Here is a 25048-nt window from a genome sequence, read left to right on the forward strand (position 1 = left end):
TTTAGCCCCTTTAAACAGCCTTTTTAACTGGCACAAGACTTGTAAAATCTATTCAAGGTTCAAATTTGTAAATCATGAATATAGTTGAAACTACTTTTAAGCTTAATTACACTCAGGAGCAATACGAGAAAGCCAAAGCTTATGTTGCTGACATGAAAAGACACCCTCAAAGAGTATTTTGGATTGGCAAAAGAGGTAAAAGTGATGAAGAGCTAATTATATCACATATTGCACATAAAATATTATCTGGCTTTTATAATAACTACGATCCTTATTTCGCTAAAAACCAGATAATAAATATGACAAGTATGAAAACGCTCTAATTTAAATACGGTCCAGAACTTTCTGGATCAGGCTATCAATTACCTCAGTGGCATTTTTAGCAAAGGTATTTTGGATTCTGTTAGCGATAATAGCGTTAGCACTGATCACCTCATGCCCTAATAAACGAGCCATGGAATAATATCCCGCCGTTTCCATTTCAAAATTGGTCAGCCACAAATCATCATGATGAAAATAGTTAAGTGTTTCCATCAAGCGTGGATATTTAAGATCGACGCGTATTCTTCTGCCTTGTGGAGCGTAAAAGCCCGGACAAGTTACTGTATTGCCGATGATCATGTCATCTCCCTTGAGCTGTTCTTTAAGACTTTGCGAGCCCCTTACGAAATAAGGCTCAAAAGGAAGCCCAATCTGGTCTTTTAACTTACGTCCCATTTCCTTTTCCACATCATCTTGAGGAAGGTTGTAGAAACACATCAATGTATCAAGACCTACCGCATAGTCTGAGAGTAAATGAGAGCCCAGAGGAATATCCTGCAGTGCACCTGAAGTGCCTATACGGATAATTTTGAGCTTTTTCTTTTTGGCTTTTTCTTCTCTTTTTCTGAAATCGATGTTGGCTAGGGCATCAAGTTCAGTAAGAAAAATTTCGATGTTATCGGTACCCATTCCGGTACTAATGACAGTGATTTTTTTGCCTTTGTATGTCCCTACGTGAGTGATAAACTCTCTTCGGTTCATTTCAAAGTCTACGTCATCAAAGTACTTACTTACCTGATACACCCTATTCGGGTCACCAACAGTAATGATGGTGTCCGAAATGTGTTTAGGCAGTAAATTTAAATGATAAACGCTTTTATCCTTATTCAGGATCAGTTCAGATTCAGGTATTTTTACCATAATAATTTACACGCTTCAGCCCGAAAATATAGGTATTTCAGGTTGATAACAAAAAAGATCAATATTAATTAACCTTTACGTCTAAGATTAGCGACTACCTCTCTACTACCTGCGCCGGATTTCCGAATACAGTTTTGCCAACAGCTACATCAGCAATAACAACCGATCCTGCACCAATTCGAGCTCCTTTTCCAACCTTTACACCGCTTACAATGGTAACGCCAGATCCTATGAAAACTTCGTCTCCTACTTTTACATCTGTATTTACCACACTGCCGGCACCTACCTGCACAAAATCCCCTAACTCTGCACTGAAATCTACCACGGCGTTAGTATTTAAGATGCAGTGATTACCCACCTTAGCGTTATCTGCCACTCTGGCCCCCATGTTAATGAAATTACCATGACCGATATGTGCAGTTTCTGCAATAGTTGAGGCCTGGTGAATAGCATTTACGGGCATCACTTTTCTGCGCTCTTTAAGCATTTTTACAATGCTCTTGCGATATTTATTATCATCTATGGCTACAAAAGCCTCACACTTCTTACCTATATACTTAAGAAAACCATCATCATCAGTAGCTCCCAACACGCTGATATCATCAAGCTCAGTACCATGAAGCTTTGTATCATCATCCAGAAAACCGTAGATCATTATTTCATTACTATCAAATATATCTCTGGCTGCCCTACCCATGTTATTGGCACCGAATATCATTACTGGATTTTTCATGTGTTCTCTTCTTTTTTACTTGCAGCTGCAAAGCTACGAGTATGCAGTTACTTAACCAATCTCTTTACTCTTTCTATCAGCGGGTTTTGAATAGCAATTAATGGCAACAGCACTATGAATACGCCTGCTCTGTAACGCGACAATGTACCTAAATTTGGAGCAGATAGTGATAGAAATATTAACAGCACTACCACGTAGCTCAGCATGGCACATAAGAGTAATACCTGCTTTCGCTTGATTCCATTTATTCGGAACAAAGCTGCCACTACTAAGAAGAGGAATAAGAAATTTTCCAGTCCGGCGATTACCTTCAATAGTTCCATACTCTCTCCAATCATAGTCCTGAATAACCCGTTAAACAAGGCTTTAGGAGAGTGAACAGCCAAACTTATAAAGGAAGGTTCCAGATCGTCATAATCCACAACATCCTCAGGATCAGATATATGGTGGTAAGTTTCATAATTATTGACAATGACCTCTGCGAAACGCTCCAGATAGAAATTAGGATGTAATCTGGTGATGATCAGGGCAAGCAACATCATAAAAGCAAAATACAATGCTACCTGCTTGGCTCCGCCTGTGATCTTTAATTTTTGAGATAGCATTCGTGTGGCTAAAAATGAAACTATCACCAGCAGCAGTACCCCTGCATAATAATATTTTACCTGCCAGAGTAGCAGAAATAACAACGCGGCAGGAATTGCAGCCTTCCAGCGATTTCGCCCCAATCCTCCATAAATGAAAAGAATGAAACCACCCATGAGAAAACCGAGGGCACCTATGGCTAATGACTCCTTCAGCAGACCCGAGCTCCAGAAAGTAAAGGAAGGCCAAAAAAGGAGTATTAAAATCCCAAATTTATGATAAGGATATAGCTGCAAGAGGACTTTTACCAGAAAGATGAGTCCTGAAAAACAAAATAATGACAGCCAGAGCGAAGACAACCAAAAGTGATCTCCGGTAATTATATTGACTACGCTAACCAACTTAGCCATAAAAACAACACCGGGCTGACCATCAAAGGCCTCAAAATGATCTACCCCGATAATCACTCTGAAATAACGCACCGGATCGAGCCACAGCTCATTATTGAGTTCGTCACCAAGCCTGAAATAATTTAGGATATCTCCTGCACTGTAATAAGATTGATAAAGCCAGCCTAGCGCTAAAGTGGCTAATGTTTTAAATGCTAAAGCTGAAAGAAACACCTTATCACCCAGTTCGACTGATCTGTTATAGAGCCACCAGCAGACACCGCCCATGAGCAAGAGGTTCAATATGATCAGGAATATGCTCACTGATTTCTCACCAAAGACAAGCCTACATTACAACTGAGGCACCTTCTTTTTAAGCAATAATGATTATACAAATGAATTTGCGCCTGGCTATCAAAAGCAGACCTGGCGTCCACGCCCATTTGCTTCCACAGATCTGTGATCTTATTTTTCTCAGGCTTCAGGTCTTCCAATAATTTGACCGCTCGATCGACATAATCATGATTGTTCATGAATTTACCATAAGCCACCATCAGTGGAGCCACTGTATTTATGGCGATATTCTCGACACTGGAAATGCCCATCTGCACCATTTGCTTAGCCGAAGTCTTGCCCCATTGGTAATGCTTTTGCCAATAGTCGCTCACAGGATATTGGACAATGGCTTTCAGTTCTTTTAAACTTTGTACCTCTAGAAACTTCTGAAAAAAATTAGGATTATGCTTTAGGATTTGGGCTAACTGAGCCATTCTGATGGTCGGGAAGTTGGCAGGTCTGAGCCTGAGAAACTTCCAGTGAACAGAATACAATACTTTAGTCAAAGAATATTTATGACTTAAAAACTCATACTCTTTGATCAAGGATGCTTGATAATCATCATGCACCTCTTGATTAAATAAATCGGAGTGCCCGAAAAGCAGTGCTTCGATTTGTCTTACATTATCAGAATGCTTTTTAATGACTTTATAAGGAAGCGATTGCCCCAACATTAGAAAAGAATCTGCATTTACTTTAAAACCAAGGTTTTTACAAAGCAGCTGGTAGGCCGTTTCTTCCCAGTTATTTTGATTTGCCTGGTGTAGGCGAACTACTTCAAAGGCCTTTTGCTCCAGTCTTTCCATCAGCACCCTATCCAACATAGTCATGAGCGTAATGGACTTCACTTGCCGGATCTGGTTTTCGCAAGGAATCTGCAGCGGGCTGTTTACCAAACGATTATAATTCAGGATGAGCTCTTCGTCAATCCGGTTTTTCAATTCTATGGTGGGAATAATCGAGTCATCTGTGCGGGTAGCAGGCTTATCATTTTGCCACACTACGTGAAGAATAACATTATCATACGCCGGATCAGATTGATGGCCATGCTGCACCCATTCTGAGGCTTTCACATGAATCTCCACCTGGCCATTCCATTCCAGGCCACCGATGATAATCTTGCCTTCTTTGAAATCAGGGCCAGCATCAGTATTATGCTGGCCAGGTTTTATAATATTCACCACCTTCTGATCTGAGGTGGTGAGTTCAGTTTTATTGAAATATTGAAATTGCCATATAAAATGAAGAAATGACTCCTGCATTAAACGGCTTTATAAACTTTCAGATATTGCTTCATCTGCTGCTGCAAGGCTTTCGCCTCTCTACCTGCTGCTTCCGCAAAATCCTCACCCTGAGAAGCATAGATAATGCCGCGTGAAGAGTTCACCAAAAGACCACAGTCTTCGTTCATTCCATATTTTGATACTTCTTCAAGGCTACCACCCTGAGCCCCAACTCCTGGTACCAGGAAGAAATTATCAGGGGCGATTTTCCTGATTTGCTCTATCTTATCCGCTCTGGTAGCACCTACTACGAACATCAGCTCATCAGCACCAGCCCATTGGCGACTTTTGTTGATCACCTCTTCGTAAAAAGCGGTATCATGCTCGCGGTTAGTCATCAACTGAAAATCATTGCTACCAGGATTAGAAGTATGTGCTAGTAGAATTACCCACTTACCTTCAAATTCCAAAAAAGGAGTAACAGAGTCTTTTCCCATGTATGGTGCCACGGTGATAGAATCAAAATTCATATTCTCAAAAAAGGCCTTTGCATATAGCTTAGAGGTGTTTCCTATGTCTCCTCTTTTAGCATCGGCAATAGTAAAAATCTCTTCAGGAATATACTCCACTGTTTTCTGAAGGCTTCCCCAACCCTTGGCGCCCAATGCTTCATAGAAGGCAATGTTTGGTTTATAGGCCACCGCATAATCCTTGGTAGCATCTATAATTCGCTTGTTAAACTCAAAAATGGGGTCTTCAAACTCTAACAAAAACTTGGGAATCTTATCGAGGTCGGTATCCAGACCAACACAGAGGTAAGATTGTTTTTGTTGGATTTGGGAAATCAGTTCAGCTTTATTCATGGGTATAAAATTGATTTTCGGTAATCACATAAAATCAGCATTAAACTTTTTTGAGGGCTAATGCTCATTTCATTTTAACAAAAATAAAAAAAGGGTGCTAATACACCCTTTTCTTATTGATAAATATGGCCTGAGATCTGACCCTTACACCAAATCAAAACAATATTTATTCTTTTATTACTCTTACACAAGTGGTTCCGGACTCATCTCTGATCAGAGCTGTGTACAACCCTGCTTTCAGTTTAGATATGTCCACTATATTTACAGAAGAGGTTAATGATCCCTGCATCAACACACTACCTTTCACATCATATAAAATGAAATCGGCTTTTTCTGTCTTCAGTTCCACATGTAAAAGTCCTGAAGAAGGGTTCGGATATACTTTCAATTCAGTTATTTGATCATCACCTTCATCGAATCCTAATCTTTGGCTTCCTGAGCCCACACTTTCGAAAGTCCAGTGATTACTATGAGAACCTGCATAAAGACTTGAACACTGCGCATAACCTGCCAACTGCTCTATGTGGATATATCGATCAGACACCCATCTGTTTCTCAGTCTTTTATAACCATCATAATCTTCTATGGCCCACTGAGCGCTCCAGTATGAGGTAGGGACCGAAGTACATTCTACATAGCCATATTGATTTTCGATGTTAATATAATCACCGGTACCTACGTTTTTGATGGCGGTATGACCATCAACGGTTTCAAAAGTCCATTGAGAATTTTGGTTGGATGCCGATGGTGTACCATAGGCTAGCTGATTACCATTATCGTATAAGTAGGTGTTTTGCCATCTGTTTTTAATTCTGAAAACGGAGCCTCCACCTCCACCATTGGCGCTAGAGATAGTAACTTTATCAATATTATAACCTCCGGTATTCATGTAAATTCTCATAATCTGAGTACCAGCCGACAAGGTAAACTGACCGCTATTTATGGTTTGCCAGCTCTGCCAGCCGCCGGTGTTGGGCACATTTAAGACACCTGTTTTATCCGACCCATTGAATTCTACTCTGAAATTACCGCCACTGGCTGATGCCACCTGAGCCGCAAGTGTATAATTTCCGGCAGCAGCTACATTTACCGTATACTCCAGCCACTCTCCTGATGAAGTCCAGCCAACGTTATAACCACCCTGGCTGCTGGCTTCAATATCCACACTTTCAGAAGCTCTGTACTGACCACCGTTGTTTGAACCATCAACGTCATGGTAGGCTACTCCGTCACCACCGTTATCATAGTTCTCCGCCTCTACGGTTCCTGGAAGGGCTATTGGTGATCCGCCAAATGGAGATTGTGTATTATTTGAAGGAGCCACTGTTACCTGAACATCATCCGTGGCAGAAAGCTGACCATCATTTACGGTTAATCTAAAGACATAAGTATTGCCATTGGTCAATCCGCTAATGCCGGTACTGGCACTGTTACTATTATTGATATTGGCCGAAGGGCCGCTGATCTGTGCCCAGCTGTAGCTCAGCGGATTATTATCAGGGTCTGATCCTGAACCATTTAGCGTAGTAGAAGAAACACCGGCAGACAGATTTTTGTCAGCCCCGGCATTGGCTGTAGGAGCCTGGTTATTATTGCCTCCACTTCCTTTGGTGTACACTCTATATTCATAAGCACCGAGATTTACCGTGCTACCTACGTTGCTCGAATTTCCGGTATAAGCATCATTCCATCCAGCGCTGGTAATACTTCCAGGCAAGGAAATGCTGGTGTTGTAATTTCGAAGATTCACCAATACAAGCACTTCTTCGCTACCAGATGTTTTGGTGAAGGCACACACATTATTATTGCTGTAATTGGTCAGACTTCCTCTTCTAATGGCATTGCTGCTAGTTCTGAAATCCAGGACTTTTTTAAACTCTGCTGTTACAGCACTGTTTCCATTCCAATTGATATCTACACCATCCCATGGCCATGGAATTCTGGTTGGGAAAGCCACTTCCTGTCCACCATAAAGAAACGGAACACCTCGCATGTAGGCAGAGACTACAAAATTGGCCATTACTCCCGAGGTGCTTTCAAACACTTCCAAAGGAGTGCCATCGCCGCTGGTATCGTGATTGCCGGTGTATCTTACCACCTGCTGGCTTCCAGAAGCATAAGTGTATTCTGTATTGGTTACTGATTGGATGAGTGACACCGAAGCACCATCATTGATATCAGTAAGTGCATCATAGTACCATTTATCACCGAAATTGAGATCAAAGCCCACATTGAAGTTTTCTAATCGGTCTCCTTCTGCAAACAAAAGCAAATCATGAGAAGCAATGCCTCTCAGATTATTGTTGGCCTGAGTCCAAAAATCTAATGGTGGATTATTGGCGAAATCCATTCTATAGCCATCAATGTTAGCGGCAAACACCCAATAGCGCAGTGCATCAATCATGGCTGATCTCATGCTGCTGCTATTAAAGTTAAGCGCAGCCACATCAGAGAAATTAGCCAACTGCTGAATTTCACCAGCGCCATTTCTCACGTACCAATCAGGATGCTGCGTGATCCAGGGATGGTCCCATGAAGTTTGGTTCACCACAAAATCCAACATTACGGCCATACCTCTGGCGTGCGCACCATCTACTAAAGCCCTTAAATCGGATAACGAACCATATTCTGATCCTACCGACTTAAAATCTTTAATGCTGTATGGGGATGTGGAACTAGCTATCTTACTTCGTGAGTCCTCACCTACAGGATAGACCGGCAGAAGATAGATAACGTTAGTTCCCACATTTTTAATTTGATCCAGGCGAGCAATCACTCCCTGTAAGTCTCCACCTGAGCTGAAAGCCCGGATATTGACCTGATACATATTTACATCCCGCGGATCTGGGACACCATTAAAGGGCGTACCATATTGCGGTGGATCCTGTGCTTTTGCCGTAAAGGAAAAACACAGTAGAACAAGAAGCTGCAAAGCCAGCTTCATAAGTTTAAGTTGGTTGAAATGACTGAAGATTTTCATGTCATGAGGGTTTTAAATTGAACATTTATTTGAAATCGATTCAGATTGAAAAGGGCGTAGTATTCCCATAATGCCTAAGGAAGCATTTCAATCTGTAGTTAAAACCTACTGTAGAGCTTAGTTTGCTTTTAGCAGCTGAATTTCAAATGGGTTTAGAGTAACAGCGTCGTTTAGTGTAGTACCATCACCAGACATCAAATTAGACCAGCTGGTATTCTGAAGCGCTTCCGGCAAAGTATATGAGGTAGTAGCATTTCTCACATTAATCATCACCAGTATTTTTTCTGCATCATTTTCTCTCACATAAACCAGGGCATTATTATCAGGGTAAGAGATCAGATCACCATCTATAAAAACTTCATGATCTTTTCTTATTGACAATAGCTCCTGATAGGATTGTATAAGACCGGGATTAGAATCCCATGGCAAATAGTTATAGTCAAAGAAGGAAATAAGATTAGGGAAATTGATCTCCTGACCTGTATAGATCAATGGTATCCCCTTCATATACAGACAAGTAGCAAACGCTGCCAATGAACCAGCATCGTTCTTATAAAACTGATTCAGGGTACCATCATGCCCATAAACATCATGATTAGTAGAGTATCTTAGCTTTAGGCCATCGCCTATAGCAGTATATTCAGAGGCATTAGTATTAAAGATCAGGTTGGCGCTGCCATTATTTCCAAAAACGTCTCTTAATGTATTATTGAAATCAAAGGCATAATTTAAATCAAAACCCGATTGGAAATTTACTGGTGCCCCACCTTCAGCTAGCAAAATCAGATCTTTATCAGAATGAGCATTCAACTGAGCAGTAGCGTCTGACCAAAAATCTTCTGGCACAAAGTCAACGGCATCAAATCTAAAACCATCAATACCGGCCTCATCTAACCAAAATTCCATTGATTTAATCATTTCTTGTCTCATTCCTGAATTAGAATAGTTGAGATCAGCCACATCTTCCCAGCCTGTATTAGCAGGAATCATGATATTGCCGGCACCATCTTGCGTGTACCAGGTAGGGTGCTCGGTGACCCAGGGATGATCCCAAGCGGTATGGTTGGCCACCCAATCAAGAATCACTGCCATATCTCTGGAATGAGCTTCATTGACTAGTTTCCTCAGATTGTTAATGGTACCAAGCTCAGCATTTACGGCTGTATAATTACTTATTGAATAGGGAGAATTAACAGATCTAACTTGACCAATAGGATAAATGGGCATGAGCCATATTGTATTTACACCCAGGTCCTGTAAATAATCAAGTCTCTCGGTAACACCATCCAGGTCAGCGCCTCGGCTAAATGCTCTAAGATTCACCTCATACATTATAATGTCCTTAATGGCAGGTACATTCGAGAATTCATTTACCTCTACGGTAGCCTGCTTAGGTACATTAAACTCATCTTCTCCACAGGAAACAAAAACGATTAACACTAAAAATGCTGATACTAACTTCTTTACTCTATCTATCATTCGTTCACTAAGTTATATAAGGGAGCGACCAGCAAAGCATGGATTAGCTTTTGCCAGTCACTCACACTTATGAAACGTTCTTCAATTAATTTTTCACTACCTTATATGTGTAGTCATAAGGGTTATCAGTGGTATTTAAATCTATAGTAATGGTATAGTTTCCATCCGAAGGGATGCTTATGGCACCATCAGTATTGATCAGCCTGCCACTCATAGCATTACTATCCGCAGGGCCGAGGTTGATATCCCAGGCATTGTTAGCTCTGAATTTTAAAGCTCCTGCCACTAAATCTTGCGTAACCGTCCATTCTTCCTTGGCAGCATCAAAAGTCATAGGGGTAGAATTATCCCAGATGCCAGGTGTAGCTGTACCGATAAGTCCCCATGAAGAGATCAGGTCCATTTGGTAAGTAAGGTCAGCTGTATTCACAATGAAACGATAATAACCAGGAGTTTCAGTACCTAAACTCGGATCCAAACCATCAGTAGAAAGCTCTCCCGGAGTACCTGAGTCACCGTAGTTAATGTGATCCCAATCCGGTGAACTGGTAAATTTGAATCCTGAAGCCATACTGATATACACATAGCCTTCGTACAAATTCTCACCTACTAACCTCAAAGTAGGGGCAGCTGCAGGATCCCACCCCTGATAATCACCCGGCACCCATAATCTTTCTGGAGGATCCACTGGCTCTGGCTCTTCTTCATCCACTGGCATATATGGTGTGATCGAAATCACTACGGCATCAGAAACTAAAGAATCAACAGTAGTTAGGTTTGAAGTTACTCGTACTTCCAGTTCTGATTTCTCATTCGCTGGCAAACCAAGTCTATTGATCAAAATATCATTTAACCTTTCAATGTTGATGTTTAGATAGTTCTTATCAGATGAACCCAGCACCACTTCATTGGCAAAGTTATTCGTAGCAGTATCTATGGTAACAGTATAGCCCACTGGAGTGCTAACTCCGTAATGAACTTCTGACCAAACAAACGTCATCACTTCACCACTGTCTGAACCATGAATAACTTTAGAGTAATCCGGTAGCGGACTTAACATTTCAGGCGCTTTTACCTCAGGATCAGTTTCCGGTAATAGTCTATCATCTTCACAAGAGATAAAACCGATGATCAAAGCAAAAACTGCTAATAATCTATATATAGAGTTCATTTTAATATCCATCATTTTGTTCAAGGTTTGTGTTAATTGATCTGTCGCTGAAAGGAATTGGGAATATGTTCAGATGGGAGTCCGTGCCTTTACCGCTCTTTACTCCACCTTTCCAATCCCAGGTGTAATTATCCGAAGTGAAAAGGCCGTACCTTACAAGGTCCGTTCTTCTGTGACCTTCCCAGTATAACTCTCTTCCTCTTTCGTCCAGAATAAAATTCAGGTTAAGCTCAGCGGCTGAAATATTTCCAGAATCATCTCCATAAGCCCTTTCTCTTAAGGCATTTACATAAGATAATGCTGTGGCCTGGTCTCCGCCAGTACCTCCTCGAAGAACCGCTTCAGCATACATCAAGTACACATCGGCTAATCTGAAGATTGGGAAATCTGTATCTACGAAAGTGAGATCAGAGCCATTATCTCCACCAGCAGTACGGTTGCTAAACTTCATGGCTCTATAGCCTTGCTGAAACTTAGCAGGATCATTAATTTCTGTGGATAATTGATCTTGAGTAGAGAACTTAGCACGCTGATCTGTAGCGCCACTAGGATCATCGAAAATATTCACGAAAGTGGTTGTAGGCCTGTTGCCTGACCACCCACCGGTAATTCCTAAGCTCTCCGCGTTGGAACCGATAGAAGCGTGAACAATGTAAGTAGTTCCACCATAGTTTCTTGTGTAATCTCCATCTTCCGCCACTGGTAAGATCATTTCATTTCTATGCACATCATTATCAGCCATAAAGAGCTCAGCATAGCTGGCATGCAGACTGTAACCAGCATCGATAACTTTCTTGCTGTAGGTGATACATTCTGTATATTTCTTGTTTCCAGCACCTAAGTACACTTCCGCATTCAGATACATTCTGGCTAATAAAGACCATGCAGCTGCCTGATCTGCTCTGGCATATTCGTTGGTCCTTGGCGCTGCCATGTCTGGAATTACTTCTAATAACTCCTGCTCTATAAAAGCGAAAAGATCAGCTCTTTTAATCTGAGGTGGAAAGTAAGCTCCTGTACCGTCCTCTTCTGTTACGAAGGGTACATTACCATACAAGTCCATTGCATAGTAGTAATAAAGAGCTCTTAAGAATCTGGCCTCAGCTAAATAATGTTCCACATCACCTTTCAAATCCCCAGAAAGTCCATCTACTCTGGAAGACACCTCTCTGATATACTCATTACAATAAGCGATGTTGATGAAGATTCTTTGATATAAAAGCTTCACGTACAGGTTATTATCAGACCATGCATGGCTATGAAACTCATCAAGACCAGCATCTCCCCAGGCATTGATAGCCTCGTCTGTAGTTACTTCCTGAGCACTCCAGTAAGTTCTTAGAAAAGAGGTGGTTCCTTCATCATTAGCTGATATTTCCGGAAGCCCTGCTTCTCCTCTTTGCCCTGTAAGTGTAAGTGCTCCATATAATTTGGCTAGAAACTGTTTGTAAGCCAATGGATCATCAAAAACAGTAGCCGAAGAGATTACTTTACTATCTATAGGCTCAGTATCCAAATCATTAATACAGGAAAAAAGGCCGGTGCTAATCACGGTGGTGAGTAGTAGTATTTTATGTATTTTCATTTCTTCTTCGTTTAAAAATCACAATTAAGACCAAGCACAAATACTCTTGGACGCGGATAGAAGTTGTTATCCAAGCCGCCACTTATCTCAGGATCTAATCCTTTGTATTTTGTGATTATGAAAGCATTTTGAACTCCGGCACTCACTCTGATATTCAGTTTAGTATTGAAAGCCTCATTGAATCGATACCCCAGATTGATGTTATCCATTCTGAAGAATGAAGCGTTTTCAATGTAATAATCCGAAAGCGTATAGTTGCCAGTTTGCGTAAACTGAGTATCATCTGCCAATTTGGAAGAGTTAGTCACAAACCTAAGCGTGGAATATAGGTTGGCATAGTTACTATTGGCTGCCACGTTATTGTAAACGTAGTTTCCTAAGCTAGCTCTACCGTTAAAGCTGAAGTCCCAGTTTTTATAATTCAGGTGAGAATTAATACCCATCAACACATCAGCATCCGGCTTTTTATAAACATAAAGGTCACTACTGTTGATGATGCCGTTGTAATCTCTATCCACATAAACGCCTTCTAACGGCTGGCCATTACTATCATAAATCTGCTGATATACATAGAAAGATCTTACCGGCTGATCCAGCTTGTTTACCTGGATGGTACCTGAAGTAGATCCTGCTATACCTCCGAAAGGAATGATGTAGTTAGGATCATTGTTCAGATTCAGCTTGGTGATGTTGTTTCTGTTATACGCTATGTTATAGCCCAACTCCCAATGTAAGTCTCCTTTATTAATCAGTACGGCGTTAAGGTTAAATTCTAAACCTTGATTCACCATGGTACTCACGTTAGTCAAAACTTGTGGCGAGAAGTTAGTACCCACTGGTACATCTACAGTATTTAGAAGATCATAGGTTTTTCTGTAATAGTAGTCCAGTGTACCTGTAATTCTATCTGAAAGAAAACCATAGTCAAAACCAGCATTGTAAGTAGTGGTAGTTTCCCACTTTACGAAAGCATCGTATCCATCTGGTCTTAGGGTCTGATAGTAGGTGTCTCCAAATCTATATTGAGCTGATTGGTTACTGATGGTGTATTTAGCAAAATACGGATAGTAGTTTCCATTCAAATCTTGCTGGCCGGTAATACCATATCCTAATCTTAGTTTCAAATCAGAAATAACCTGATTATCCTTTAGGAAATTTTCCTGATCCATGTCCCAGGCAAATGCCGCTGCAGGGAAAATACCCCAACGCTGATCTGGAGCAAATCTTGATGAGCCATCATTCCTTAAACTAAAAGTAAGAAGGTACTTATTTTTGAAAGTGTAGTTCAATCTTCCGAAGAAGGACACCAGGTAGTACTCATTAGCAAAGTTGTTATACACCGAAGCTTCCTCATATTGATTCATGGTAGAATCCTGACCATACTTTTTAGAGTGAACCCAGCTGTAACCCAGCATGGCATCGAACTTACTATCTATGGAAGCAACTTCTTTGTTGTAGCTCAGATAAAAATCCAATAACTCGTTCTCATCTGTTCTTTCATATCTGGTGATTCTACCACCTGCAGGCGTAGGTATGTAAACCCATTGCGTGCTATCGGCCACGTTGTTATGACCTTCTGATTTACCATAATCATACCCCAGATTTAAGTTTACATGTAAATCAGGTAGAAAATGTACTTTGTAATCTATTTGAGCATTACCGATGCTTCTCTTTACGTTGGAAGTATTATCCGTTAAGGCTAACTGTGCCACCGGGTTAGGAGTAGCCAGGTTAATGGCATCTCCATTTACACCACCCAGAGTCCAGGTAGTAAAACCTCTCCAGCGGGTATTTCCGTTATACACGGGCTGAGTAGGATCATAATAGATAGCATTTGCAATGGCTCCCTGTTCTGCGAAATTGTTATTGTTATTAATACCCTTTAAACTAACCTTCAATTTCAGATGATCATCAAGAAAAGTGGGATCCAGATTTATGCCCACTGATGTTCTCTCGTAGTTATAGGTTTTAAGAATACCGTCAGTATTGTTATACCCCAGAGATACTCGGTAAGGCATAGTTCCAGCTGTTCCTGATACACTTAGGTTATGATCCTGGCCAAAAGCATTTTTGTAGATCTCATCCTGCCAATCAGTATTGGCATCTCCTAATAATGAAAGTACATCATCCTGACCAGCATATAACTGATTCATTAAGACTCTATATTCGTCACCACTATACACATCTACTTTTTTAGAAGGCGTGTATAGAGAGGTAGTAACATTATAGTTAATCTTGAAACCTGATTTCCCACTTTTGGTGGTGATAAGCAACACACCATTAGAAGCTCTGGAACCATAAATGGCAGTAGAGGAAGCATCTTTTAGTACTGTAACCGACTGAATATCATTAGGATTCAGGATTGATAATAAGTTCGGAGAACCTCCACGGCCTTCATTATCCATTGGCACACCATCAATTACAATAAGCGGATCATTACTGGCTGAAATAGAAGCTCCTCCCCTTACGCGGATGGTTGAGGTATTACCCGGGGCACCACTATTTGAAGTAATGGAAACCCCGGCTGTTTTACCTGAAATCAATTCCTGAGGTGAGTTTATAGCTCCTTTATTAAAATCATCTGTATTGATCACTGCCACTGCACCAGTAGCATCTGATTTTTTCACACTACCATAACCAATCACCACCAGCTCGTCTAGCGTGGTTACATCCACAGTAAGGCCAGCGTTAACAATGCTTTGATTATTTACCAGCACTTCTTCCGTAAGATATCCGATATATGAAATCTGCAGTATGGCATCGCTTTTAGATACCTTGATGGAGTAATTTCCATTGATATCTGTAATGGTTCCATTGGTAGTACCTTTTTCAAGTACGGTAGCACCTACCAGTGGATCATCAGAATCACCATCAGTAATCCTTCCGGTGATGGTAGCCTCTTGAGCATAACCTGCTGTAATAAGCATGGTCATGAGCAGCAAGGCTATCGGCACCTTTTTTAGTAAAACGTTTATTCTCATAGGGTTTAATTTTAGTTTTAATTAGTAGTTAAGTGAAATCTTATGGCCTGTCCGCCACCTGGAGCTAGTTTTATAGGCAGCACAGTTTCAGAGTTTACTTCAATGCTTTCCATATTTATAGCTAGAGGATTAGTTTCCATATCAGCACCTTCACCATCAGCATAGATCTGCGCTTCATAAGTTTTGCCCGGAGTAAGGAAGCTTAGAGTTACTTCCATTTGCTTGGCATCGTCGCTAGTAGTGCTGCCCAAATACCAGTCATCACCGTTTCTATCTTTTCTGGCTATGGTTAGATAATCTCCGATCTTGGCATTGAGCACTTCGGTCTTTTCCCAGTCAGTAGGTACATCTCTGATGAACTGAAAAGCGGGCTGATCAGCATAATGCTCAGGTAAATCAGCGGCCATTTGTAGTGGACTATAGATAGTTACATACAAAGCAAGCTGCTTAGCCAGCGTAGTGTGCACTCTATTCTCAGGCTTGTTAGCTATAGTGATATCGAAAATACCAGGAGTATAATCCAATGGACCAGCCAGGCATCTTGTGAAAGGTAAAATAAGCGTGTGCGATGGTGGATTTCCGGCGCTCCATGCTTCATACTCGGTACCACGAGCACCTTCACGAGTCATCATGTTAGGGTAGGTTCTTCTTAGGCCAGTGGCTTTTACAGGCTCATGAACATCTAGCATGATATGATGATCTGCCGTGGCTTTCATTACCTTGTTATAATGATTCACCATAAACTGGCTTTGATGATACTCTTTGCCATTAGCCAATTTACATACGTATCCTGTTTTTAAAGCATGGATGTTATGCTTATCCATAAAGGCCAGCGCGTCATCAAGCTGTTTTTCGTAGTTCTCTATGTTGCCACCAGTTTCATGATGGGCGATAAGGCCTACACCTTTTTCCTTGGCATAGCTGCTCAACTCCTCAACATCATAATCAGGATAGGGCTTAGAGAAGTTAAAATTCCCAGAGCTCCAGTCATCATCCCAGCCAATGTTCCAGCCTTCAACCAGTACACCAGAAAGGTTATTGTTAGAAGCAAAATCAATCAGCTCCTTGGTGTTTTTGGTAGTGGCTCCGTGCATATCACCTGAATTCCAGGTTTGCGTGTTAATATGCATACCCCACCAGATGCCGTTGTATTTTCCAGGCTCTATCCAGTCAGTATTGCCAATTTTATTAGGCTCATTGAGGTTAAGGATAAGATATGAAGTAATCAGATCTCCAGCTGATGGTGCAATCTGCACTGTTCTCCAGGGAGTAACTAAAGCGCCATTGGCTCTTACCTTCTCACCGGTAGACCAAGGCACCAAATCTGCTGATAGTTTTGTACCTTCAGGCTTCAAAGTCATGCCTGCATAATCTATTAAGCTAGCTTCGTGAATGCTCACAAAAAGACTATCTCCCAACTCCATAGTTAAAGGGGTATGAATATTCTCCTTTAGATCTGCCAGCTTGTTTTTATTAAATAGCGCCTCATAGTCTGTATTATCTCCATAAGCAGGAATCCACCAGGCATCATAATTTTGAGTAAGGTTGAACTCTGAAAGCTCATTTGTAACCTTATACTCGCCCATGTTATTTTCTGTAGGGATTTCATACCTGAAAGCCACACCATCATCATAAGCTCTGAATATGATATTGAGTTTTCTACCTGCTTCAGCCTTTTCTTTCAGCACCACTTTGAGCTGCTGATAATTATTTCTGATGTCCTTTACTTCGCCCCATGGCTGGCTCCAGGTTTCATCAAAGTCACTCACTTCAGATGATTCTATTTCAAATTGATCTTTCAAATGAGGCTGATCAGCGAACTCGAAGCCCAACCTGCTGTCATCTATAAGGAGCACTCCATTTCTGGTTACTGTATAGTAAGGCTCTCCTTTTTCTGTGAGTTTAAACTGAATGGTATGCTGTCCATTTGGTGAGGACACTGCAGTGTCAGTTGCTTTATCTTTATCACTACAACTTGTAAGCACAAGAAATAATGTGAAATAAAGTAATGACCAACGGTAAATCTGTTTCATTCTAATAAGTAATAATTTTGCAAACGATTTCTAATATGAATCAATAGATAGCCAGGAGCTATTGCAATCGATTATTACAAAAGAATTCCAGATGAAAGCCTTTCACAAAAAATACATCCCGAATATAGAAAATATTAGAGCCTACAGAATATTAACGACTTGTAAATCAATTAATTACAAAGAATGAAGTGCTTGAAAAATATAAACGAAATATAGGCCTTATTCTGCCTTAAAACTCATGATCTCAGCCTCAAACTGCTCGTTAGGAATGTGGGATTTACTCTTTACTCTATTTTTGTAAGAATAAATAGTATTCACTGAGTAGCCTAAAATACCTGCTATCTTATCACTGTCAGTTATACCTAATCGGATAAGGGCAAATATTCTTAGTTCAGTATTTAACAGCTCATTAGATTCCAACTGAATTTTGCTTTCATCATCAAACAACTGGTTAAACTTCTCAACAAAGTCAGGGAATAGTTTCAAGAAAACTCTGTCAAAATTATAGTAGAGCTTTTCGCGCTCTGTCTTCAGATGAATGTTATTGATCACATACTTGATCTCATCATATTTCTTAGACATCAGCTTACGATCCACATCTTTTTTCAGCTTTTCTATTTTATTGAGGTATTCTGAATTGATGTTAAAATAATACCCAATGTATTCATCCTTAATTTTATTTGCCTCCTGCAGTTTATTCACAGTTCTCCTCAGATCTGCATTAGTCTTTTGAATGATATCATCAGCGCTTTTCAGCTTTTTATACTGCTTAGAAATTATCAATGAGAAGATTAGAACCGTAATTACCAGAATAGTGATGCCGCTAGCGTAGAAAATGAGTAGCCTTCGCTGTGACTCTACATCTGCAAGCTTAGCAGCTGTGATAACCGGGAGGACCGCCCCCACCTGCATTTTACGCTGCTTGGCTCCATAAAATTCGGCGTCAGCCACCGCCTTTTTGATTAGGTTATCCGCATCCTCCAGCTCACCCAAGCGAAAAAGAATTTCCGACAAACTAAGCATAGCTGCAGTTTCTTTCGTTGCAGCCTTTATATCAGCAATACTTGCCTGAGCCAAAAGATGAACCGCATTTAGAGTATCCTGCTTATTTAAATAAATATAACTCAGCGTTGAGCTTACAATGGCATATTCATGCAAACTGAGCTCTACAGACTTATCTGACAGCAGTTTGGTAAGATCATTTTGGGCCATATCAAACCTTCTGTTCCTCAGGTTCTTCAAGCCTTTTAAATATTGATAGGTATAGCTATTCTCCTCACTCACCATCATTGCAGAATCTACATAGGCATTACCAAACTTTCTGTACCTATCGCTGTAATAATTGTCTTTATCATAATCACTCACATCATAATAAGCGCGGGCCATGAGCGAGTAGTATTCTCTTTGCACACTGTCTTTCAGCACTTTACCTGAAACGGTGTTCAGCGTGTCGAATGTTTCTTTAAACATACCAGAAGAAAGCAGAATAAAGCCCAACTTCACTTTACCATAGCCAATTCTGGAATCATCATCTAGCAGATATCCCAAGCGAATTAGTTCTGTAGCATATCTAAAGGCAGAGTCATATTTAAAGCTTTGATATTGAGAATAAAGGGCATCGTAAATCAAAAACCTCTCTGAAGGAGAAGAGGCCGCATCCATTTGATCTCTATATTCATTGATTTGGCTATTTTTCTGATCGTCATACAAATGCTGATTGGCCAGAACGTCATAAAGCTCAGTAAGCAGCGTGTCAGGAGTAGCACTCCGCGCACTGATGGTGAGCAGCATAAGAAAGGACAATATGATTGATGTTCTAGTCAGCATTTATGAGTAGCCTAACTACAAATGTATTACTTTCAATGATTTATAAACAAAAAAGGCTGACCAAATGGCCAGCCTTGATAATTTGACTAATATTATTTTTATCTCAAATCGATAACTTCTACACCAGGATACTTAGCAGTATCGAAAGCAAAGAAAGAATCTTTTGGACTTATATTAGATTTGAAATTCTTGATTGTGTATTGGTACTGATTACCAGACTTATCAAACATAGTCCAGCTTTTCAGGTTCTTATCATTTTTAGTGATATACAGTTTAATTTTAAAGAACTGAGCATCCTTGTCATTAGGCACAAGATCTATCTCAGAAACTGCCTCTCCACCTACTGTGGTTTCACTTACAAACATATATTTGTAGCCGCTTTTATAGGCATCATAGATTTTTGAAGGTGAAATTTCGTCCTCATCGGGGCTGTAGTTATCAATATTCACCTCATTCACATCAGGAAGATAGGTCCAAACGGTAGATCCGTTATTAATCACTACCTGATCATCCATTTCAAGCTTATACATGTCACTTTTTACAGTGATCTTACCTCCAAACTCCTCATTAATACCATCCACTTTATTTACCATGGATGAAGTAATGTCTGCACTGTATGCAGGAGTCTTTTTCATTTTGGCGCTCATGGCATCAAGCACTTGCTTAGCTTTAGGATCTTGCTGTGCAAAAGCCACTATTCCAAAAAGTGAAAACATAAGGATGAAAGAAATCTTTTTCATTACAGTATGGTTATTTTTTAATTTTAAATTTCAAAACATAGCAAACAAAGGTAAAGAATTATTCACCTGGAAGCATATGAATCTTTACTTTTCCAGAGTATTAACAGTTTTACCCGTCACTAGTTCAGATCATTCAATAACTGTTCCAAACTGTATTCATCTGCTACTAAAACTTCTCTAGCCTTACTACCTTCAAACGGTCCAACTATTCCAGCGGCCTCCAATTGGTCAATTAAACGGCCTGCACGGTTATATCCAAGCTTTAATTTTCTTTGAATAAGTGAGGTACTACCCTGCTGATGCAATACAATTAATCTTGCGGCATCATCAAATAAAGCATCTCTATCCTTAAGATCAACCTCACCTACTGTAGAGGTATCGTCATCTCCTTCAAACTCTGGAAGCATGTAGGCTGACTCATATCCTCTTTGCGCACCGATGAATTCGCAGATATTTTCTACTTCAGGTGTATCTACAAATGCACACTGAAGACGAATCATATCAGAACCTTGAGAAAGCAACATATCTCCCTGTCCGATAAGCTGATCTGCACCACCAGTATCCAGAATAGTTCTTGAATCTATTTTTGAAGTTACCCTGAAAGATAAACGAGCAGGGAAGTTAGCTTTAATAATACCGGTAATTACGTTTACCGAAGGTCTCTGCGTGGCCACCACCAAGTGAATACCAATGGCACGAGCAAGCTGAGCTAATCTGGCAATTGGTGTTTCTACCTCCTTACCAGCTGTCATCATTAAATCCGCCAACTCATCTATTACTAACACAATGTATGGTAAGAATCTATGCCCCTTTTCAGGATTCAGCTTTCTACTTATAAACTTAGCATTGTATTCTTTTAAGTTCCTTGAACCTGCCTCTTTTAGCAGGTTGTAACGGTTATCCATCTCAATACACAGTGAATTCAGGGTATTTACCACCTTTTTAGTATCAGTGATAATGGCCTCCTCACTATTAGGCAGCATCGCCAGGAAGTGTCTCTCTATTTTATTAAAAAGTGTAAGCTCCACTTTCTTAGGATCCACCAGTACAAACTTGAGTTGAGATGGGTGCTTTTTGTAAAGTAACGAAGTAAGCAACACGTTCAGACCCACTGACTTACCCTGACCAGTAGCCCCTGCCATAAGTATGTGAGGCATTTTTGCCAGGTCTATAACATGCACCTCATTAGAAATGGTTTTACCAAGTGCCACAGGAAGTTCTTTGTCACTCTTCATGAACTTCTCAGTAGAAAGCACTGATTTAATGCCCACCATCTCTCGGCTCTTGTTTGGCACCTCTATACCAATAGTACCTTTACCTGGAATCGGAGCTATAATCCTGATTCCTAAAGCAGCCAATGAAAGCGCAATATCATCTTCAAGGTTTTTAATCTTAGATATTTTCACCCCGGCTTCAGGCACTATTTCATATAAGGTTACTGTAGGACCAATGGTAGCTTTAATACTGGAAATACCAATTTTAAAGTTGACAAGCGTCTCAATGATCTTATCCTTATTTTGTTCCAGCTCATCTTTAGTTACCTGAATCTGACCTGTCTCAAATTCATCTAAAAGATCTAAAGTAGGGTAGCGGTATGAACCTAAATCTAAAGTAGGGTCATAGTTTTCCTGCTGGTCAACGAAATTTTCTTTATTGTTATCCGCATCTACCACAAACTGAGGCTCTTCAGCTTCTACCTGCTTTCTTTCAGGTATGGTTACATCAAGTTCCAGCTCAGGCTTACCAGAAGGCTTAGGTCTGTTTACAGGCTTTTCCTCCAGCACCACCTCATTAACAGGAACTTCTGGCTTTTTCTCAACTTTAGCGATTACCGGCTCACTTTTCTCTTCAGCTCTGTCAGGCCAGTTATCTTGATCATCTACATAGCCATCTATGCTCTCATCGTCACCTCTGGCTGTAAGACCTTTTTCTATTTCCTCTACACCATCTTTTATCTTGCCTTTGAAGCCTAAGATAGTAGTAACATTAAAGAAGTAGATGATAAAGGCAATCAGTGAGAATATCAATAAGAGCACAGTACCCCACCCAATAAGCCCATCAAGAACTATTGAAAGTTGGTAGCCGATGCCTCCACTAAGAAAGCCCCACTCAGAAACACCTTCTGAGCTGAACACCAGATATCCTAAAAGAATGCTCAACCAAATGGTAAAAAACAAGCTAAAAACAACAGTTGAATAGATCGATACCAGTTGTTTTTTGAAAACTACTTTATAGCCGATAATGAATAATAATGGTGGAGTGAAGAAAGCGGCTAAGCCGAACCATCTAAATATAAAATAGTGTGATATATAAGCTCCAGTAGATCCCAGCCAGTTCTCAGCTTCTCTACCAGACTCTATAATACCTGTCTGGCCAATGGCTTCCACCACGCTCTGATCTGCCTTACCGGTGAATAGGTAAGAGATGAAAGCAGTAAGTAAGAATAACGAACTGATTAATAGGAAAAAGCCAAGAGTTAAGTGAAAGCGTCTATCTTTTAAAAAGCTCAACTTTAGATTAAAGTTCAGCTTTTTACCAGCACTTTTACCCTTCTCCTTCTTTTTAGACTCTTTGAATGTATTTGATTTATATGTGTTTTTGGCCATGTTATAAAAAAGACAAAGCTAATAAAAAATTAACGCCATATCCAGACAAAAAATATTTTGAATCGCTCATTAATTTCCGAGCACAGTAGGCGTAAAATCGAGGTTTAATGTATTTAAAACCTCATGAAAATGCTAAATATATTACTCAATATCAATTAATTAGCCTTTAAGATGGCCTTATTAATTCTTTTTACCAGACTAGGACCTTCGTAGATAAAACCTGTATATATCTGCACTAAAGAAGCACCTGCACTTAATTTTTCAAGCGCATCTTCCGGTGCCATAATTCCACCCACAGATATGATTGGGAAATTAGCACCAAGCTGTGCCCTTAAATATTTCAATACCTCAGTAGATCTCGCTCTTACAGGCATACCACTCAGCCCTCCTGCACCAATAGCCTGCACGGTAGCATCACTGGTTTTCAGACCTTCTCGTGAAATGGTAGTGTTAGTAGCAATAAGACCATCTAAATGTATTTCTTTTACAATACTCACTATATCATCTAGCTGACCATCAGTTAAGTCCGGCGCTATTTTTAGAAGAATAGGCTTAGGCTTATCTTTCTTTTTATTTAAATGAATAACTGATTGCAAAAGTTTAGTCAATGGTTCTTTATCCTGCAATTCCCTTAAGTTAGGTGTATTTGGAGAGCTCACATTTACAACAAAGTAATCTACAACTGGATATAATGCTTCGAAACAATATTCATAATCTTCAAAGGCTTTTTCATTAGGTGTCACCTTATTTTTACCGATGTTTCCCCCAATAACTACTGAAGATTTACGCTTCTTCAACCTTTCCACAGCGGCTATGGCGCCTTCATTGTTAAAGCCCATTCTATTGATAATGGCTTTATCTTCAGGTAGTCTGAACAAGCGAGGTTTTTCATTTCCAGCTTGTGGCTTTGGTGTTACGGTACCAATTTCAATGAAACCGAAGCCCATGCATGCCAGCTCATCTACAATTTTGGCATCTTTATCAAAACCAGCTGCTAAACCCACAGGATTTTTAAACTTAACTCCAAAAAACTCTCTTTCTAAGGCTTTATCTTCAAAATTAAACATGTTTTTCCAGGTACTCTTCATACCTGGTATGCCGCTCAGGCTTTGTAACATGCTGAAGGTAGAATGATGAATTTTCTCCGGATCTACTTTAAATAGAAGAGGTCTTATTAAAGATTTGTACACTAGATTGGATTTAAGTTAATGCGCTGCAAAGATAGCAGATTGAAAAACCTTCTCCATCATATTTATAAAAAGGAAGTCAATTTTCTAATTATTATTCAAACTGATATCTAAGCGATTATTTACATATTCGCGCTCTGTTTCAGCATGTTTAGCAGCCCTCTCTTTTACCTTACTGTTCACCTCTGCCATTACTTCTATTCGTTGCACGTTGAATCCATGCTCTTCAATTTGAAGCAAATGATCATAAGGCCCCTTATTAGAAATCAGTTTCACAAATATAGGTGCCGTTTCTATGGCTATAAATAACAATATAATGAATAGATTGGCCATATAAATAGCATTACTACGGCTGGTAAGTCTGTCTAGAGCTTCCATTCTGGCCGCAGGACCATCTAGCTTACTTTGATCCAAAGCAGTTATGTCTGTACCCATAGTAGCATCCAGCTGAGCCAGCTCGTTTGTTTTCGCCTGTATCAAAGCATTACTAGCACTCCTCAACTGCTCTAACTCTTGCTCTACTCTATCTGCATCTGCCTTTTTGATTTTATAAATAGGCCCGGGGTTTCGCTTACCAGTACCGCCTGTACCATCAGCCTCCTGCTGAGCTATTTTCCTCAGTTCATTTCTTCGGTTTTCCTTAGCCAGAATCTCCCCTTTGAGCTTCTCTATTTCCGCCGTGATCTGTTTTCTCTGCGCCGCATATCTTGACTGCACCTGACCTTCCTGGCGTGCATACAGCTCCTGCTCCATTACACTAAGCTCGCCTTTAATCTCATTTTCAAAGATTTTCATCTCCAGTGGCTTAGCGATGACCAAAGAAATAAGAAGAGCCAAAATAATCCTTGGTGTAGCCAATGCAAACTCCTTCAACGGCTTACCCTGCTTTCGCATGCTGGAGACAATGTACCTATCCAGATTGAAGATCATCATTCCCCATATAAGTCCGAATAATATAGACCACCAGACATTAGCGGTAATAGTGAAGAGCCCATAGCCTCCTGCCAGGGCAGCGAATAAGCCCGTGAAAAAGATAGTTGCTCCTATACCCACATACTTGGTGCTGTCGGTAGGGCATTTTTCGAGTAAAGTTCTATTTACTCCAGAGCAATGCCAGAAAAATATCTTAAGCTTATTCATAGCTAATC

The 25048-nt window shown here is 40.3% G+C and carries 17 protein-coding genes; 1 reads left to right on the top strand and 16 read right to left on the bottom strand.

What is annotated here, in order from left to right:
• Positions 1-74 precede the first annotated feature (74 nt).
• Positions 75-323: a hypothetical protein gene (locus tag LVD16_RS25580; protein ID WP_233771138.1), complete on the top strand. Its 249-nt coding sequence runs from the start codon at positions 75-77 to the stop codon at positions 321-323.
• A gap of 1 nt (position 324) precedes the next feature.
• Here the strand turns inward: LVD16_RS25580 and LVD16_RS25585 are convergent, their stop codons facing one another.
• The 16 genes from LVD16_RS25585 to LVD16_RS25660 form a co-directional block, all read right to left on the bottom strand.
• Entirely contained in the window at positions 325-1182 is an 858-nt protein-coding gene (locus tag LVD16_RS25585; protein WP_233771139.1) for a nucleoside phosphorylase, read from the bottom strand.
• A gap of 94 nt (positions 1183-1276) precedes the next feature.
• On the bottom strand, positions 1277-1915 hold the full coding sequence (locus LVD16_RS25590) for an acetyltransferase (protein WP_233771140.1): 639 nt from the start codon (positions 1913-1915) through the stop codon (positions 1277-1279).
• 47 nt (positions 1916-1962) lie between these two features.
• Positions 1963-3213, bottom strand: coding sequence for a hypothetical protein (locus LVD16_RS25595; RefSeq protein ID WP_233771141.1), 1251 nt, complete (start codon positions 3211-3213; stop codon positions 1963-1965).
• On the bottom strand, positions 3210-4487 hold the full coding sequence (locus LVD16_RS25600; protein ID WP_233771142.1) for a DUF2851 family protein: 1278 nt from the start codon (positions 4485-4487) through the stop codon (positions 3210-3212). Before LVD16_RS25600 ends, LVD16_RS25595 begins: the two co-directional genes overlap by 4 nt.
• Positions 4487-5311: an orotidine-5'-phosphate decarboxylase gene (gene pyrF, locus LVD16_RS25605; RefSeq protein ID WP_233771143.1), complete on the bottom strand. Its 825-nt coding sequence runs from the start codon at positions 5309-5311 to the stop codon at positions 4487-4489. Before pyrF ends, LVD16_RS25600 begins: the two co-directional genes overlap by 1 nt.
• Before the next feature lie 166 nt (positions 5312-5477).
• Positions 5478-8291 (bottom strand): alpha-amylase family glycosyl hydrolase, encoded by a 2814-nt coding sequence (locus LVD16_RS25610; protein WP_233771144.1) that lies wholly within the window; start codon positions 8289-8291, stop codon positions 5478-5480.
• Between the two features lie 117 nt (positions 8292-8408).
• Complete coding sequence (locus LVD16_RS25615; RefSeq protein ID WP_233771145.1) at positions 8409-9770, bottom strand: alpha-amylase family glycosyl hydrolase; 1362 nt, start codon at positions 9768-9770, stop codon at positions 8409-8411.
• Positions 9771-9855: 85 nt separating this feature from the next.
• Positions 9856-10956, bottom strand: coding sequence for a SusE domain-containing protein (locus LVD16_RS25620; protein ID WP_233771146.1), 1101 nt, complete (start codon positions 10954-10956; stop codon positions 9856-9858).
• A complete protein-coding gene (locus LVD16_RS25625) occupies positions 10943-12526 on the bottom strand; it encodes a RagB/SusD family nutrient uptake outer membrane protein (RefSeq protein WP_233771147.1) in 1584 nt (527 codons plus the stop codon). The genes LVD16_RS25620 and LVD16_RS25625 overlap by 14 nt, the downstream gene beginning before the upstream one ends.
• An 11-nt stretch (positions 12527-12537) precedes the next feature.
• Positions 12538-15507, bottom strand: coding sequence for a SusC/RagA family TonB-linked outer membrane protein (locus tag LVD16_RS25630; protein ID WP_233771148.1), 2970 nt, complete (start codon positions 15505-15507; stop codon positions 12538-12540).
• A gap of 17 nt (positions 15508-15524) precedes the next feature.
• Positions 15525-17540 (bottom strand): glycoside hydrolase family 97 protein, encoded by a 2016-nt coding sequence (locus LVD16_RS25635; RefSeq protein ID WP_233771149.1) that lies wholly within the window; start codon positions 17538-17540, stop codon positions 15525-15527.
• Between the two features lie 219 nt (positions 17541-17759).
• A complete protein-coding gene (gene susR / locus LVD16_RS25640; RefSeq protein WP_233771150.1) occupies positions 17760-19367 on the bottom strand; it encodes a SusR family glycan utilization regulator in 1608 nt (535 codons plus the stop codon).
• Positions 19368-19465: 98 nt separating this feature from the next.
• A complete protein-coding gene (lolA1, locus tag LVD16_RS25645) occupies positions 19466-20107 on the bottom strand; it encodes an outer membrane lipoprotein periplasmic chaperone LolA1 (RefSeq protein ID WP_233771151.1) in 642 nt (213 codons plus the stop codon).
• Positions 20108-20226: 119 nt separating this feature from the next.
• A complete protein-coding gene (locus LVD16_RS25650) occupies positions 20227-22713 on the bottom strand; it encodes an FtsK/SpoIIIE family DNA translocase (protein ID WP_233771152.1) in 2487 nt (828 codons plus the stop codon).
• Positions 22714-22868: 155 nt separating this feature from the next.
• Entirely contained in the window at positions 22869-23903 is a 1035-nt protein-coding gene (locus LVD16_RS25655) for a quinone-dependent dihydroorotate dehydrogenase (RefSeq protein WP_233771153.1), read from the bottom strand.
• Between the two features lie 84 nt (positions 23904-23987).
• Positions 23988-25040 carry a DUF4407 domain-containing protein gene (locus LVD16_RS25660; protein ID WP_233771154.1) on the bottom strand — a complete coding sequence of 351 codons (1053 nt, stop codon included), beginning with the start codon at positions 25038-25040 and terminating at the stop codon, positions 23988-23990.
• Positions 25041-25048: the final 8 nt, after the last annotated feature.

Origin of the sequence: Fulvivirga ligni (assembly GCF_021389935.1) — a bacterium.
Taxonomy (GTDB): domain Bacteria; phylum Bacteroidota; class Bacteroidia; order Cytophagales; family Cyclobacteriaceae; genus Fulvivirga; species Fulvivirga ligni.